This window comes from Streptomyces sp. NPDC102441, assembly GCF_044765585.1.
Lineage (GTDB): Bacteria > Actinomycetota > Actinomycetes > Streptomycetales > Streptomycetaceae > Streptomyces.
Genome location: NZ_JBIWKH010000022.1, coordinates 89100 through 104710 on the forward strand (window position 1 = coordinate 89100; position 15611 = coordinate 104710).

Below are 15611 nucleotides of genomic sequence, written 5' to 3' on the forward strand. Positions count from 1 at the left end.
AAGGCGATACCGGCCCCGGTTCTAGTCCAGGACGACCGGCCCAAGTCCTACTGCGGAACGTGCGCCGGGCACGCGCGCATTTGGTGCGACGGCTGCTGTGGGTTCACCGGTTGCGAGTTGTGCGACTTCACCTTCAAGCGCCCCTGCCCCGCGTGCGTCGGCGGAGATGCCGGGCGCATCGCGTGGTGAGCCGGTATGCCTGGCGTCTCGCCGGTCTCTCGCTGTGGGCATTCCTCGGGTACGTCCTCGGGGCTGCCCGCTAGGTTCCCGCCCCTCCCGTGATCGCGTCGGCGCGGTGCGGTAGGAGCGGGTGTTACGGCCCCGTCCGTGTGCTGCCCCCGTGGCGCATGGGCGGGGTCTTTCTGCGTTCATCTGCGCAGGTCAGACAGGGTGCGCTAACCTATGGGTCTGTTGGTTCACGGGCAGGCGATGTCGCTCCAGATCTCGACGCGCATGACTCTTCTGTTCTCCAGTTCTGCGGATACCGGTGCGGAGGGAGCCTCCGCCGCCCGTTCAACGTGGGGACGCGGCGGCTGATTCCCGGCGCCTGCCTCCGTGGCCGCATGAGGAGACTTTCTGCAGAAGATGAACCTTGAACGGCTTTCGGATGGGCGTCGGCCGTATCCGGCACGGCCACTCACCGGAGGGCGCTGCCCTACTTCATCGGTGTGGCAAGAACCGCGACGGGCAGGGACGCGACGGCGACCGGGCCGGACAGTCGGCTGAAGGACGCGCGGTAGGCACTCGGGGTGAGCCCGAGTCGCCGCTGGATGTGCTGGCGCAACGAGTCCGCCGTGCCGAGGCCGCTGGCCCTGGCGACCTGGTCCATGGGAAGGGCCGTGGTCTCCAGGAGTTCGCGGGCGCGCTCGATGCGCTGGTGCAGCAGCCACTGGAGCGGGCTGAGCCCCGTCTCGGCATGGAAGCGGCGCGAGAGCGTCCGGATCGACACACCGGCGTTCCGCGCGAGATCGGTGAGCGTCAGCGGCTCGTCGAGGTGCTGCATCGCCCAGGCACGGGTGCAGGCGAAGGAGACCCCGCGCTCGGGCGGCAGCGGAGTGTCGGTGAACTGGGTCTGCCCGCCCTGGCGTACGGGTGCGACCAGGGCGAGACGTGCGACGTGGTTCGCGACGGCGGCGCCGTAGTCGTGGCGGATGATGTGCAGGCAGAGGTCGATCCCGGCGGCGTATCCGGACGAGGTCAGGACCTGGCCGTCCTGGACGAAGAGGACGTCCTTCTGGAGGTCGATCGCCGGGTAGCGGTCACCGAGTTCGCCGGTGTACGCCCAGTACGTCGTGGCGGCACGGCCGTCGAGCAGACCCGCCTCGGCGAGGGCGAACGCACCTGTGCAGATCGACGCGATCCGCTTGCCGGACGCCGCGGCCTCCCGCAGGGCGACCAGAGTGCGCGGGTCCGACTCCTCGCGGGATCCCGCACCGGCGATGATCACCGTGTCGGCGGTCCTGACGACGTCCAGCCCGCCCACGATGTGCACGTCCAGCCCGTTGCTGGTGCGCACCGGCCCCGGGTCCGCGGTGCAGAACACCGTCTCGTATCCCGGATGTCCCTCGATCAGGACCTTGCCGAACAGCATCTCCGGGATCGCGATGTTGAACATCGACACGGGCGGTGTCGCCACGACGGCGACGCGGTGCACGGGCGGCATGGCCAGAACCTCCGGAGGTATGGCATTCAGGCCACTACTGTAAGCCGGACCTGATCGCCAGGCTGAGGGAATGACAGAACAACAGACCCTCCCGGTCCCCGCCGCCACCGAGTCCCCCGCCCGTGGGCAGGGGACGGAGCCGCGCCCCTCCCCGACTCTCACGCTCGTCGCATCGCTGCTCGGCTTCGCCCTGATCCTGCTGGACGCCTCCGTGGTGAACGTGGCGCTCCCGTCCATGGGTTCGGACCTCGGCGGCGGAATGTCCGGTCTGCAGTGGGTGGTCGACGCGTACACCGTCACCTTCGCCGCACTGCTCCTGTCGACCGGCGCCTTCTCCGACCGGATCGGCGCGAGCCGGGCTTACGCCATCGGGATCACCCTGTTCACCCTGGCGTCCGTCGCCTGCGCCCTGGCGCCGGGCCTCGGGACGCTCATCGGATTCCGCGTGGTGCAGGGGATCGCCGCAGCCGTCGTTCTGCCAACCACCCTCGCCCTGGTCCGCCAGGCCTACGCCGATCCCGCACAACGCCGGCGCGCGGTGTCGCTGTGGGCGGCGGGCGGCACGACCGCGTCGGCACTGGGCCCGGTCGTGGGCGGGGCACTGATCACGGCGTGGGACTGGCGTGCGATCTTCCTCATCAATCTGCCGCTGGGCCTGCTCGCCCTCGCGTTCGTCTCCCGGTCCCCCCACTCGGCGCGCCGCGCCGCACCGCTGGATCTGCCCGGCCAGCTGACGGCCGTTGTGGCCCTGGCCGGCCTGGCGTTCGCGGTGATCGAGGAGGGGACGCTCGCCCTGGTGGCACTCGGTGTGGCGGTGGCTGCCCTGGCCGCGTTCCTCCGGATCGAGTCACGGCATCCGCATCCGGTGGTACCGCTGGGCCTGTTCCGCGACCGGACCGTCGCGGTGGCGGTCGGCGCGGGCTCCGCGATCAGCGTCGCCTTCTACGGCATGCTCTTCGTCTTCAGCCTCTTCTTCCAGCAGGTACGCGACCAGTCGGCTCTCACCGCCGGCCTGATGTTCCTGCCCATGACCGCCACGGTTGTGGGAGCGAACGTACTGTCGGGCCGTCTCGCCAACCGTTACGGGCCGAGACCGCCGATGCTGGCGGGTCAGCTGATCTCCCTGGCGGGCCTGCTGCTCCTGCTGTTCGTCGACAAGGACACCCCGCTGCTGCTGACCGCGGCTCTGCTCGTCCCTCTGTCCGCAGGCGCGGGTCTCGCGCTGCCGCCGCTGACCGCGGCCATGATGGACGCCGTACCGGCCGAGCGGGCGGGCGTCGCCGCGGGCGTGCTCAACGCCGCGCGGCAGGTGTCCGGCGGAATGGGAGTGGCGGTGTTCGGAGCCCTGGTCGCGGACGGCTTCGGGTCCGGGCTGCGGACGAGTCTGGCGATCAGCGCGGCCCTGCTGGCCGTGACCGCACTGGCGACGGCCCGGCTGGGGAAGGGGCAACATCGTCCGCGCGGTGGAGCTGAAGCGGCATAGCCTCCAGAACATCGGGATCTCTGATCCGCCACTGAGGCCGCCCCGGGACGATCTCGGCCCAGACGGTCTTCCCTGACGGTGCGTAGGGCCGTACGCCCCAGTCCGAGGCGAGTGCTTCCACGAGGGCCAGCCCGAAACCGCCCGCACGCCGGGCGGGGAGGCGCTCCCCGCGCGGGTCGGTGACCTCGACCCTGAGCGCCCCGCACGGCAGCCGCACGAGCGTGATCCGGAAACTCCGCCCCTCCAGCCGCCCGTGCCGGACGGCGTTGGAGGCCAGCTCGGCCACGACGAGGGCGGCGGCATGGGCGGTCTCGCCGTCACGGGGCCACCCCCACACGACGAGCTGCTCCACCGTCAGCAACCGCGCGAGCCTGGCCCCTCGCCGGGTGGCGCTGAACAACTGGGTGAACTGCTGCGCGCCCATGGGGATCTGTACGGATTTACTCTTCACAGCACTCAGCGTGGCCGCGTAACCGTACGCTTACCAGGAGTGATGGCGGTACGTGACGAGCATGTACCGGTACGCACGGCGACGGGTACCGGAGGTACCGGTGGGTCAGGAAGACACGATCGGCGGCGACGACGGTTCGGAGGGCGCGGCAGACCTGTTCCGGGTCATCGGCCGCCAGCTCCGGCTGCTCAGGGAACGCGCGGGCCTCACCCAGCGGGAGCTCGGTGAACGACTCGGCTACAGCGAGGAACTGATCCGCTCCCTGGAGGGGGGCCGCCGCACGGCGCAGCCGGAATTCCTGGACGCCGCGGACGAGTTGCTCGGAGCGGGCGGGCTGCTGCGGGCCGCGAAGGACGACGTGACCAGGGCGAAGGCACGGGCGCGGGTGAAGCATCCGGCGTGGTTCCAGGACTACGCGCGGCTGGAGGCGGATGCGGTGGAGATCAATTTCTTCAGCACACTGACGTTTCCGGGCCTCCTGCAGACCGAGAGCTATGCGCGCACCACCTTCATGTCGCGACAGCCGTTGCTGGACGAGGCAACGATCGAGCAGCGTGTCAGCGCACGGCTGGCGCGCCAGGAGACACTCAGCAGGTGGCCGTCACCGATGGTCAGCGCCGTCATCGACGAGTCCGTGCTGCGCAGAGCAGTGGGCGGACACGAGGTGCGCATCGGTCAGCTCAAGCACATTCAGCACCTCGCCCAGCTGCGCAGCACCACGATCCAGGTGCTCCCCATGGCCTGCGAGGACCACTCCGCACTGGAGGGCCCGTTCATCCTGCTCACGCCGAGAGGCAGGCACCAACTCGCCTATCTCGAAGTGCAGAGCACGAACCGGCTGGTCACCGACGCCGAAGAGGTACGTATTCTGGCCGCACGGTACGGAAGCATCCGCGGTCAGGCTCTCAGTCCCCACGAGTCCCTGGCGCTGATCGAGGAGTTGCTGGGAGAGCAATGATCACCCACCACAAGGCGGCCACCGAACTCAATTGGTTCAAGAGCAGCTACAGCGCCGGTGACGGCGGAGAATGCATCGAGGTCGCCGCCACGGGACACGCTGTGCTCGTTCGCGACTCGAAAGACGTCACCCGCCCCCACCTGGCCGTCTCCGACCCCTGCTGGGCGCACTTCGTGCGGTACGCCGCCGGTTCCTGAACGGTGAGCGCCCGGGCCTACCCGCACGACGCGTGACGCGGGTCCAGGAGTCCCAAGTCCAGACGGAGCAGCAGATGCGTTCCCGTGCGCATGGGGCCCCTTCCGGTACGACGAAGTGCGGGTGCACTCATGGGTCGGCGCTTCGGTGTGTGACCAGGTCAGGAGGTGCCGGCCGGGAGCAGCAGCCGGAAGGTGCAGCCTTCGCCGGGGCCGGTGTCGAGTTCCAGGCGGCCTCCGTGGGCTTCGGCGATCGTCGAGGCGATGGCGAGGCCGAGGCCGGAGCCGCTGTCACGGGGGGCGCCCGAGACCGGTGGGGCACGGTAGAAGCGGTCGAAGACCTGTCCGGCCTCCTGAGGTGTCAGGCCCGGGCCGTCGTCGGCGACCTCGATGACGTGGGCCGGGGCGCCGGAGGGCAGGGGCGGATTGACGCTCGTACGGCCGGGGCGGTCGGTGCCTCCGGCACGGGGGCCGGCGCGCAGGCTGCCGACGCGCACCTGGAGCCGGGTGCCGGGCGGGGTGTGGGTGCAGGCGTTGTCCAGGAGGTTGGACAGCACCTGGGCGAGCTGATGGGGATCGCCGGAGCCTTCCACGACGTCCAGCTCCCCCGGGCTTCCGCTGTCCCCCGCCCCGAGCGGGGCGAGGGCGATGCGCCGCCCCGGGTGGCGTACGGCGGAGGCGGAGATGCCGTCGGCGGCCAGTGAGAGCAGGTCGACGGGCCCGTGCTCGGTGGTGGGGGCGTCGCCGAGCTTGGCCAGCAGGAAGAGGCTGTCGACCAGGCGGCTCATCCGGTCGGCGTTCTGTGCGATGAGCTCGTGGGCCTCACGTCGACGGTCCGGAGACATGTGCGGGTCGTGCAGCAGGAGTTCGGCGAAACCTTGGAGAGAGGTCAGCGGGGTACGCAGTTCGTGTCCGGCGTCCGCCATGAAGCGGCGCAGCCGGCGCTCGGTCCTGTCCTTGCGGTGCAGGGCCGCGCGCAGCTGGTCCAGCATGGTGTTGAGGGCGATGCCGAGGCGGCCGACCTCCGTGTCCGGGCTGGTGTCGGTGACGTTCTGTTCGAGCTCACCGCTGGTGATGCTCCGGGCGGTGTGTTCGACGCGGGTGAGCGGCCGGAGTCCGAGGCGCACGGCGGCGCCGCCCAGCAGCATGACACCGACGGCGGTGGCCGCCCCGATGACCAGGCTGAACCAGAGCAGCCTGGACGTCGCGTCCTGCACGGTGTCCAGCGGGAGGGCGACGACGGCGCGCATGCCGTCGGGCCCGGAGTCGGCGACCACGCGCCACTCCCCGTCGCCGTCCTGGGCGGGCACGGTGGCGGGGCGTCCGTCGGTGGGTTCTTGCGCGGTGACGGTCTCGGGCAGGCGTGGTTCGCTCCGGCCGCTGCCGAGCGAGTCGGGCAGGAGGCGGCCCCCGGCGTCGTAGAAGTAGACGCGGAAGTCCGAAGGCAGAGTCTCGTGCGGGGGCGGCCGGTGGGCGGGGACGGTGCCGTCGGCGATGTCCCGGTAGACGGGCGGGGGCGGACGGAAGTCGGTGAGCCGTTCGTCGACCTGCCCGATGAGCCAGGAGCGCATGAGGGTCAGCCCGGTGGCCTGGCACACCAGGACCGCCGCGGTGGCGAGGACCGTGGCGATCAGCACCAGCCGGGTGCGCAGGGAGCGGGGGTGCAGGCGCCTCGGTACCGCTCTCATGCCGTTCGGTCCCGGGGCAGGCGCAGGCAGTACCCGACGCCTCGCACGGTGTGGATGAGCAGCGGTTCGGTGCGGTCGATCTTGCGGCGCAGGTTCTTGATGTAGGTGTCGACGATGCGGGTGTCGCCGGCGAAGTCGTAGTGCCAGACCTTCTGCAGGATCTGCTGCTTCTCGAGCACCTTCTCGGGCTGCGCGATGAGGCAGGCCAGCAGCCGGAACTCCGTCGGTGACAGCGGCACCCGCTGCCCGGCACGGCGCACCTCGTGTGCCCCTTCGTCGAGGGTGAGGTCGGCGTAGCGCAGCGGTGGGCGCTCGGCGGGCGGTGCTGTGCCCGGCCCGGCGCTGCGGCGGAGGATGGCGCGGATCCGCAGCAGGACTTCCTGGACGTGGAAGGGCTTGGTGACGTAGTCGTCGCCGCCCGAGCTGAGGCCGATGATGCGGTCCTCGACCTCGGTGCGTGCGGTGAGGAAGAGGACCGGGGTGTAGATGCCCCGGGCGCGCAGTTCGCGCGTCATGGTGAAGCCGTCGGTGTCGGGGAGCATCACGTCGAGCACGATCAGGTCCGGCCCGCTGCGGCCCGTCTCGGACAGGGCGTCCTGCCCGGTCCCCGCGGAGGCGACGGCGTAACCGGCGGCGTGCAGGGCGGAGGTGAGCAGGGTGCGGATGCTCGGGTCGTCCTCGACGACCAGAACGGTGTGCCGGGCTGATGAGGCCATCACTGGTGGGGGTCACCTCGGGTGGTACGGGTTCATGCGTCGGCAGGGGAAGCGCGGCGCGGCCTCCACCGTACGGAACATACGGGTGCCGGCGCCCCGGACCGGATCGGGGGAATCCGGTCCGGGGCGCCGGTGGTCAGCCGGTCACCTCCGTGTCCTTCGCCAGTGCCTCGGTGCGCGCGGTGACGGTGGTGCGCAGTGTGGCCACGGCCTTCTTCAGGTCCGCCGCGTCGACGCCGGCCCTCTCGGCCTGGCCGGAGATGTCGTCCAGCGCCTTGAGTGCCGCACCGGAGCTGAAGATTTTCTCGTACAGCTTCTTGTAGGCCTTCTTGTACGCCGGGTCCAGGGCGTCGAGCTCCAGGAACCGCTCCTTCAGCGCGTGTCCCGACATCATGCCGCCACCGGCGCCGCCCTTGGCCTTGTCACCGTCGGCGTCGGCGTCTCCGCCCGGGGCTTCTCCGCCGGCACCGCCGGGGAAGCCACCCTGCGGGCCGCCGCCTTCGCCGGTGCCGCCCGGCACCCCCTCCGGTGCCCCCTCGGGGGCCGCGGGCATGCCGTCCTGGCCCTGGGCGGCTCCGCCCTGCCCCTGCGCGGCTCCGTCCTGGGCTGCCGCGTTGCCGCCCTCCGCGCCTGTGGCCGCGCCGCCGGGGCGGCCGCCGCCCATGCTCGTCGAGTCGTCCGGCCCGGCCGCGGTGTCTCCGCTGAAGGTCATGTTGTAGTCCCAGCCGAGGACGGAGAACTTCTTCGTCTCCAGGTCGTACCAGAGCAGGTAGTTCTTGCCGGGGCCCGCCATGTCGTCGAAGTTCATCATCAGGTTCTGCGCGGCGACGTACTCCGAGAAGGACTCGATGTCGACGTGCTTGCCGAGGTCGGCGGCGAACTCCTTGTCCGACGCCTCGTCCACCCATTTGACGAGCTTCATGACGGGTTCGAGGTCCTGGCTTCCGACCTTGTTCAGCTGCCGGAAGGACGTCTCGTAGTCGGAGGGGTCGTCGCCTCGGTAGTCGAAGCTTCCGTCGGCCCTCGCCTTGTACAGGATCCCGTTGCCGTCGATGGCCTCGGCGTAGTCGGTGTCGGGGTTCTCGACCATGAGCCGGGTGACCGTCGGACCGTTGTTGACAGCCACCGTGGTGAAGCCGTACCGCTCGGCCGTCGCCCCGCTCCCGTCCGTCATCGACAGCGCCAGGGCCTCGTTGAGCGGCACCTGTGCGTCGGCTCCGGGGCGCAGCGAGATCTCCCGCTCGCCCTGGTAGGCGCGGCCTTCGACGTATTCGTCGATCTTGATGAGCAGGGGGAGCTCCTCCGGCTTCTCGGCGGAGAGGTCGTACTGCGTCATCCCTCCCCCTCCCCCGCCGGCACGAGCCGCACCGCCCGCGGCGTCCCCGGTGTCCGCGGCGTCCCCGGTGCCCGCACCCGCGGCGCCAGGACCGCCGCCGTTCGCGGCCTGGCCGCGGTCCTGGCCCCCGCCGCCCTGTTGCTGCTGCGGGGCGCCCTGCCCGGCTCCGCCGGGCATCCGGCCGCGGCCGCCGGCTCCGCCCTGGTTGCCGCGCAGGGACATCAGGGTGGAGTTCCCCTTCAGCCGGATCCCCACGTCCTGGAGGTAGACCCCGTCGATGGTGAGGTCGGCCTCGATGGGGTCCTTGGTCCCGTCGTCCTTGAACTCCTTCATCATCTTGTCGAAGTCGGTCTGTTCGTACGACAGTTGGATCGAGTGCTTGACCGTGGTGTCGTAGAGGCCGACCGTGCCCCTGACGTCGTCGGTGATCGTGTTGGCCTCCACCTGCGACGCCGAGGTGACGTACGGCGAGATGCGGGCGTCCCCGAAGGCGTACACGAGCAGGGCGAGCCCCACGCACAGCGCTCCGGCCGGCTTCCAGTGGTGCCGCAGCCGTACCGGGACACGGTCCTTCAGCCGCCTCCGGCGCACCGGCGTCGTACCGCCGCTCATCACAGGTCGGTCGTGTCGTAACCGGTCAGCACCGTCACCCGCTGCCCGGAGGTGCGCTCCTGCAGGGCCGTGACGAGGTCCCCGGGTTCGGTGCCCTTCTTCATCCGCACGGTGTAGAACACCTCGTTCAGGGCTCCGCCGCGAATCGTCTCCGTGCTCACCAGCTCGAACTCGCTGGTGTACTTGATCAGCACGTCACGGATGGCGGGCGTGTAGTCCTCGCCCGCGGGGACCTGGACCTTGACGACCTGGCGCTGGACGTTCAGGGCGAACCAGTTGAACTTGAACATCACGAGGATCACGACGCAGATCACGACGGCGCCGACGGCGGCCAGCGTGTAGAAGCGGGCACCGCAGGCCATGCCGATGGCCATCGCCAGGAAGATGAAGCCGACGTCCCTCGTCTCCTTCACCGCGTTCCTGAACCGGACGACGGACAACGCGCCGACCAGTGAGAACGCCCGTGCCAGGTTCGAGCCGACGACCAGCATGATCAGGGCGACGATCATGCCGACGATGACCAGTGTCTGGACGTAGGACTGGCTGTACGAGACGTTGCGGTGCGTGTACCGGTAGGTGTAACCGATCACCGTGCTCAGGATGAACGACAGCGCCATGGCGGCGACCACGTCGGCGACGCTGAACGTCCCGCTGAGTTCCTGCAGATCGAAGTTCACTGTGCTCCTGCTTTCACCGGCGCGTGCGGCGCCGCCGGCTGCCCCAGTGGCAGCCGGGTGTGGGGGGTGACGGGAGACGGACAGTCCGTCTCGTTGATGTGGAAGATCGACCTGGGTGCCAGGCCGAACGCCTCGATGGACTGCACGTACTTGCTGATCCGCACGAGGCTCAGGTTCCGGCGCGCGGCCAGGTCGGTGATCCAGTGCGGTGTGCGCTCGTTGACCTTGATCTCCATCACCGTCATGTGGGGCGGGATGGTGAACCGGTTCTCCGGAGTGGCGGTCCCGAAGTGGAAGTCGCGGTCGCGGCCCCGGATCCGCCGGTCGAAGGTGACCCGCAGTCCCGTGTCGGAACCGCGGCCGACCAGCGCCTCGCGCTGGTATCCGGTGATCGCGGTCGGCCGGAGGTTCAGCCGGATGATGATGTCCAGCACCTCCTGTACGAAGGCGCTCTCGCCGGGCGAGTGCTCCACCATCTCCCGCTCGTCGCACAGCCTCCGGGCGGTGGCGTACGGCAGGGTGATGCGCCGCTTCTGTGTCACACGGTTCACCCGCTGCTTGATCTCCACGCACACCGGTGACTCGTCGGTGACACCGTCGAGGTCGCCGTAGTGCCGGATCCGCAGCTTGCGCCGGAACTTCAGGCCTTCGATCTTCTCCCAGTAGAACCGCAGCTCGGGGCTGTCGTAGTACAGGCTCCAGACCCCGTAACCGCCCACCGGGCTGTTCAGGTCCCGGTCCATCCGCTCGCCGAGCTCCTCCCGGATCTCGGCGGCCTGCTCGACGGGCACGAGGTACTTCAGCTCGAACCGGTTGAACGCGTGCAGCCTGCTCGCCACGTGCAGCGGCTGGTCACCCTCGGGGGCCGGGGCGTCGCCGTCCCGGGGCCCGCTGGATGCAGCCATGTCGGGTCGCGACACCATGCGCCTCCTTGCGTCTACGTGCCGGAGGGGGCCGGCACGGACACGCAATCAAGGCCGCATGAGGAAGCCGTGAGAAACACGGGTTGATTGCAGGAGGATTCCGGGTGACGCGAAGATGAACACCGGGAGCACACGGAGGCCCGGGGCACACGGACGCAGGGCCCGGAATCCTGTCGGATCCGGGCCCTGGGCGGGTGTGCGTGTGGTCCGTCAGCTGCCGTCGCGCAGGCCGCCCGGGACGGTGGGCCTGAAGGCGATCCGGTCGAACGACACCGCGCAGCCCTCACCGGTGGGTGACTGGACGAGGAAGCCGATACGGGTGGCCGCCCGCTCCTCCTCGGTGCCCAGCGTGAACAGCCGGACGAAGGTCCACCGTTCACCGTCCGCCGAGGCGTGGAAGGCGAAGGCGCTGCCGATGCGGCTGAGCCGCAGCCAGCAGCTGTCCCCCTCCACGACGGCGGAGTTCACGTCGTCGGAGTGGCCCCGGGTGACGACGGTGCAGATCGTCGGCCGCTCGGGGGAGAGCTCCAGGCAGAGCTTCGCCCACTCCCGCTCCCCGACGTGGAGGTAGAGCACCCCCGCGTCGAAGGCTGCGGCGAAGCCGACGCTCACCCGGGCGATCAGCTGGAAATCGCCCTCCGGCGCCGGGCCCAGGAGGCGCGGCGCGTCGGTGGCGGGCTCCAGGGCGTCGCCGCCGGGCGGGACGAAGCGGTCCTGCTTCGCCCCGGCCGAGCCGGTCAGCACGGCGTCCTCGTACGCCCATCCGCCCTCGGGCCCGGAGGGCTCCAGGGCGAAGGGGAGCTCGGGGATGCGTACGGCTGTCACGCGCGGCGCCCGTCGACCCGTCGCGGCAGGTTCTGCGGGTTGCCCTCGCGGAGCTCCGGCGGCAGCAGGGCCTCGGGGGTGGACTGGTAGCTGACCGGGCGCAGCCAGCGTTCGATCGCGGTGGCCCCGACCGAGGTGGAGGTGGAGGTGGTGGCCGGGTAGGGGCCGCCGTGGTGCTGGGCGGGAGCGACGGCGACACCGGTCGGCCAGCCGTTGACCAGGACACGTCCGGCCACCGGGGTGAGCTCGGCCAGCAGTCCGGCGGCGCTGCCGTCGGCCTCCTCCGTGGCGATCTGGAGGGTGGCGGTGAGGTTTCCCGGGAGGCGGGACAGCACGGCGGTGATCTCGTCCGCGGAGTCGTAGCGTGCGACGACGGTGACCGGGCCGAAGCACTCCTCCAGGAGCGCGTCGTGCGGTCCCTCCTGGGCCAGCCGCTGGGCCGGCACGGTGAAGAAGCCCGCGGAGACCGTGTGTTCGCCGCCCGCGCCCGGGGTGACCGGGGTGTCCACGTCCGGGAGCGCGGCCCGCTCGGCCACGCCTTGGACGAAGGCGTCGCGCATCCGGTGGTCGAGCATGACCCCGGCGCCCGTACCGCTCACCGTCTCGGTCAGTGACTTCAGCAGCTGGTCGCCCGCCTCTCCGGACGGGGCGAACACGAAGCCCGGCTTGGTGCAGAACTGTCCGGCACCCATGGTCATCGAGCCGCCGAGCCCGGCACCGATCTGCTCACCGCGCTCGGCGGCGGCCGCCTCGGTGACGACGACGGGGTTGAGCGAACCGAGCTCACCGTGGAAGGGGATCGGGGTGGGCCGGGAGGCCGCGGCGTCGAACAGGGCGCGGCCGCCACGGATCGAGCCGGTGAACCCGGCGGCGGAGACCAGCGGGTGCTTCACCAGCTCGACACCCGCCTCGAAGCCGTGGACCACGGTCAGGACGTCCTCGGGCAGACCGTGCTCCGCCGCCGCCCTGCGCAGGAGCGAGGCGCAGAGCTCCGAGGTCGCGGGGTGGTCGGGGTGCGCCTTGACGACGACCGGGCAGCCTGCGGCGAGCGCGCTCGCGGTGTCCCCGCCGGGGACGGAGAAGGCGAGCGGGAAGTTGCTCGCGGCGTAGACGGCGACGACTCCCAGGGGAATCTTGTAGCGGCGCAGGTCCGGCCAGGGCGGGGTCCGGCTGCCGTCCTCGTGGTCGATATGGATGTCGAGGTAGGCGCCCTCGTCGACGACCTCCGCGAAGGCCCGCAGCTGGGCGGCCGTGCGGGCGAGCTCGCCGGTCAGCCGGGCCGGGCCGAGCGCGGTCTCCGCGTCGGCCGCCTCGATGACGTGTTCCTGGGCCTCGGCGAGGAGGTCGGCCGCTGTGCGGAGGAACGCGGCGCGCACGGCGCGGTCGGCCAGCGCCCCGCGAACGGCGTGCGCCGCCCGGACCGCACGGTCGACCTCCTCCGCTGTAGCCTCCACCGCGACCTGCTCACGCGGGTTCCCCGTTCGGGGGTCGACGCTCCAGACTGGTGCTGCTGCCACCGTATTTCCTTCCGTTCCACTGCCACACAGGAGAAGTTGTTCGGTATTCTGAACAGCGTTCCTGAACGTGAATACACAGGGACTCTATTTCCGGGCGTTCCGTGTTGGCAAGAAGTCACAGGGTCGTACAAGCAGGCTGGAAGGGACATAAGGCATGTCGGTTGGCGAGTCCGGTGGGGCACAGGTCAAGTCCGCTGTACGGACGGTGGAACTCCTCGAATACTTCGCAGGGCGCCCGGGGATGCACTCGCTGGCCGCGGTGCAGGAGGCCGTCGGCTACCCCAAGTCCAGCCTCTACATGCTGCTGCGCACGCTGGTGGAGCTCGGCTGGGTGGAGACCGACGCAACAGGCACGCGGTACGGGATCGGGGTGCGGGCGCTGCTCGTCGGCACCTCGTACATCGACGGTGACGAGGTCGTCGCGGCCGCCCGCCCCACCCTGGACCGGCTCTCCGACGACACGACGGAGACCATCCACCTGGCCCGGCTGGACGGGACGAACGTGGTGTACCTCGCCACCCGGCAGTCCCAGCACTATCTGCGCCCCTTCACCCGCGTCGGGCGCCGGCTGCCCGCGCACTCCACCTCGCTCGGCAAGGCGCTGCTGGCGACCCACAGCGACGAGCAGGTCCGCAAAATGCTGCCCGAGACGCTGCCGGCGCTGACGGAGCACACTCTCACCGACCGCGAGAAGCTGATCGAGGAGCTGCACCTCATCCGCGAGCAGGGGTACGCGGTCGACCGCGAGGAGAACACCCTGGGGCTTCGCTGCTTCGGTGTCGCCGTCCCGTACCGCACACCGTCGCGCGACGCGATCAGCTGCTCGGTGCCGGTCGCCCGGCTCACCCCGGCGCACGAGCAGATGGTCAAGGACGCCCTGTTCGACGCCCGCGACCGGCTCACCCTCGCGACCCGCAGGCTCTGAGCCACCGGGCGCCGCTCCGGGCGGCGCATGGGAGAAACCGGCATGTGAGAAACCGGTGAGAAGGAACACGAACGGGAACGACTCCGGCGCTCCCGTTCGTCCCTCCAGCGGGATGAACAAGACGATCAGGCGCGCTTCGGTCTTCTGTCTGCTCATGGTTCTCGCCCTGCTGGTGCGGGTGACGTGGGTGCAGGCGTACGAGGCCCGGGCGCTCGCAGACGACGAACACAACCGGCGGAACACCATCGCGCAGTACGCGCAGCCGCTCGGCGACATCATCGTGGCCGGATCCCCGGTCACCGGTTCGAAGGAGACGAACGGCGACGACCTCCGCTACAAACGCACCTACACCCAGGGCGAGCTGTACGCGGCGGTCACCGGCTACAGCTCGCAGGCCTACGGCGCCACCCAGCTGGAAGGCATCTACAGCGACGTCCTCGACGGCACGGACGACCGGCTCAAGAGTCCCACCGGCCTGCTCACCGGTGAGCAGACGTCGCCCGGCGACGTCCTGACGACCATCGACCCGGACGTGCAGAAGGCGGCCTTCGATGCGCTCGGGGACGACCGGGGCGCGGCGGTCGCGATGGACCCCGAGACCGGGCGGATCCTGGGCATGGTCTCCTCCCCCTCGTACGATCCCTCCGACATCAGCGGGACGAACGACGGCGACGCCTGGCAGAAGCTGCTCGACGACAAGACCAAGCCACTGGTCAACCGGGCGCTGCGGCAGCCCCTGCCGCCCGGTTCGACGTTCAAACTGGTGGTGGCATCGGCGGCCCTGGAGAACGGCCTGTACAGCTCGGTCGACGAGGCGACGGACAGCCCCGATCCGTACACCCTGCCGAACACGAGCACGGTCCTGTCCAACGAGAACCCCTCGGCGCCCTGCGAGAACGCCACGCTGCGCACCGCCCTCCAGTACTCCTGCAACAACGTCTTCGCGAAGGTGGCGGCCGATCTCGGCCAGGACAAGCTGAAGGCGATGGCGGACGCCTTCGGGTTCGACACGGAAAAGCTGGACGTGCCGGTGCGGGCGTCGCAGAGCGTGTACCCGGCCGGCATGGACAAGGCGCAGACCGCGCTGACCGGCATCGGCCAGTTCGAGGTGACCGCGACGCCGATGCAGATGGCCATGGTCTCGGCCGCCCTCTCCAACGGCGGTGAGCTGGCCTCGCCGCACATGGTCGCGAAGGTGACCGACGCCGACGGCTCCGTGCTCCAGGAGTATCCGGACGGTGACACCGAGCGGGTCGTGAAGGAGTCGACGGCCGAGCAGCTGCGCAGTGCGATGGTCACGGTCGTGGACAAGGGGACCGGCAGCAACGCGAAGATCGACGGTGCCGAGGTGGGCGGCAAGACGGGGACCGCGCAGAACGGCGTGGACAACAGCAACACCCCGTACGCCTGGTTCACCTCGTACGCGAAGGACGACTCCACCGGCAAGCAGGTCGCGGTCGCGGTGGTCGTCGAGGACTCCGGGGCGGCCCGCTCCGAGGTCAGCGGCAACGGTCTGGCGGCGCCGATCGCGCAGAAGATGATGAAGGCCGCCCTGAAGGGATGAGCCGTTCCGCCGCCGCCCGGGCGGGCGGTGGCGCCTGCCCGGCCGGTGGCGACGTGACCCGGTCACCGGTGGAGAGGAA

14 protein-coding genes are annotated in these 15611 nt (G+C 70.4%); 5 read left to right on the forward strand and 9 right to left on the reverse strand.

What is annotated here, in order from left to right:
* Positions 1 to 655: 655 nt before the first annotated feature.
* Positions 656 to 1663 carry a GlxA family transcriptional regulator gene (locus ACIREO_RS36150; protein ID WP_404118356.1) on the reverse strand — a complete coding sequence of 336 codons (1008 nt, stop codon included), beginning with the start codon at positions 1661 to 1663 and terminating at the stop codon, positions 656 to 658.
* Between the two features lie 70 nt (positions 1664 to 1733).
* Here ACIREO_RS36150 and ACIREO_RS36155 point away from each other — a divergent pair, with 70 nt between their 5' ends.
* Positions 1734 to 3146 (forward strand): MFS transporter, encoded by a 1413-nt coding sequence (locus ACIREO_RS36155; RefSeq protein ID WP_404118359.1) that lies wholly within the window; start codon positions 1734 to 1736, stop codon positions 3144 to 3146.
* On the opposite strand, the gene ACIREO_RS36160 is transcribed toward ACIREO_RS36155, so the two are convergent.
* The gene (locus ACIREO_RS36160) at positions 3055 to 3597 is read right to left on the reverse strand and encodes an ATP-binding protein (protein WP_404118362.1); all 543 of its coding nucleotides are present in this window, start codon (positions 3595 to 3597) and stop codon (positions 3055 to 3057) included. The genes ACIREO_RS36155 and ACIREO_RS36160 overlap by 92 nt on opposite strands.
* A gap of 100 nt (positions 3598 to 3697) precedes the next feature.
* On the opposite strand from ACIREO_RS36160, the gene ACIREO_RS36165 reads away from it, so the two are divergent.
* Both ACIREO_RS36165 and ACIREO_RS36170 read left to right on the forward strand, forming a co-directional pair.
* Positions 3698 to 4555 (forward strand): helix-turn-helix domain-containing protein, encoded by an 858-nt coding sequence (locus tag ACIREO_RS36165; protein ID WP_404118364.1) that lies wholly within the window; start codon positions 3698 to 3700, stop codon positions 4553 to 4555.
* Positions 4552 to 4752, forward strand: coding sequence for a DUF397 domain-containing protein (locus ACIREO_RS36170; protein WP_404118366.1), 201 nt, complete (start codon positions 4552 to 4554; stop codon positions 4750 to 4752). The genes ACIREO_RS36165 and ACIREO_RS36170 overlap by 4 nt, the downstream gene beginning before the upstream one ends.
* 158 nt (positions 4753 to 4910) lie before the next feature.
* Here the strand turns inward: ACIREO_RS36170 and ACIREO_RS36175 are convergent, their stop codons facing one another.
* From ACIREO_RS36175 to ACIREO_RS36205, 7 genes are all read right to left on the reverse strand, one after another.
* Positions 4911 to 6437, reverse strand: a complete 1527-nt coding sequence (locus ACIREO_RS36175) for a sensor histidine kinase (protein ID WP_404118368.1) — start codon at positions 6435 to 6437, stop codon at positions 4911 to 4913.
* Entirely contained in the window at positions 6434 to 7153 is a 720-nt protein-coding gene (locus ACIREO_RS36180; protein WP_404118369.1) for a response regulator transcription factor, read from the reverse strand. Before ACIREO_RS36180 ends, ACIREO_RS36175 begins: the two co-directional genes overlap by 4 nt.
* A gap of 136 nt (positions 7154 to 7289) precedes the next feature.
* Positions 7290 to 9101, reverse strand: a complete 1812-nt coding sequence (locus ACIREO_RS36185; protein ID WP_404118372.1) for a CotH kinase family protein — start codon at positions 9099 to 9101, stop codon at positions 7290 to 7292.
* Positions 9101 to 9778, reverse strand: coding sequence for a DUF4956 domain-containing protein (locus tag ACIREO_RS36190; protein WP_099176060.1), 678 nt, complete (start codon positions 9776 to 9778; stop codon positions 9101 to 9103). Before ACIREO_RS36190 ends, ACIREO_RS36185 begins: the two co-directional genes overlap by 1 nt.
* Complete coding sequence (locus tag ACIREO_RS36195; protein ID WP_404118446.1) at positions 9775 to 10698, reverse strand: polyphosphate polymerase domain-containing protein; 924 nt, start codon at positions 10696 to 10698, stop codon at positions 9775 to 9777. The genes ACIREO_RS36190 and ACIREO_RS36195 overlap by 4 nt, the downstream gene beginning before the upstream one ends.
* A gap of 213 nt (positions 10699 to 10911) precedes the next feature.
* Positions 10912 to 11526 carry a DUF1349 domain-containing protein gene (locus tag ACIREO_RS36200; RefSeq protein WP_404118374.1) on the reverse strand — a complete coding sequence of 205 codons (615 nt, stop codon included), beginning with the start codon at positions 11524 to 11526 and terminating at the stop codon, positions 10912 to 10914.
* Positions 11523 to 13043, reverse strand: a complete 1521-nt coding sequence (locus tag ACIREO_RS36205; RefSeq protein WP_404118377.1) for an aldehyde dehydrogenase (NADP(+)) — start codon at positions 13041 to 13043, stop codon at positions 11523 to 11525. The genes ACIREO_RS36200 and ACIREO_RS36205 overlap by 4 nt, the downstream gene beginning before the upstream one ends.
* A gap of 154 nt (positions 13044 to 13197) precedes the next feature.
* Here ACIREO_RS36205 and ACIREO_RS36210 point away from each other — a divergent pair, with 154 nt between their 5' ends.
* Positions 13198 to 13968: an IclR family transcriptional regulator gene (locus ACIREO_RS36210; RefSeq protein WP_404118379.1), complete on the forward strand. Its 771-nt coding sequence runs from the start codon at positions 13198 to 13200 to the stop codon at positions 13966 to 13968.
* A gap of 112 nt (positions 13969 to 14080) precedes the next feature.
* Positions 14081 to 15532 carry a peptidoglycan D,D-transpeptidase FtsI family protein gene (locus ACIREO_RS36215; protein ID WP_404118381.1) on the forward strand — a complete coding sequence of 484 codons (1452 nt, stop codon included), beginning with the start codon at positions 14081 to 14083 and terminating at the stop codon, positions 15530 to 15532.
* The last annotated feature ends 79 nt before the right edge of the window (positions 15533 to 15611 follow it).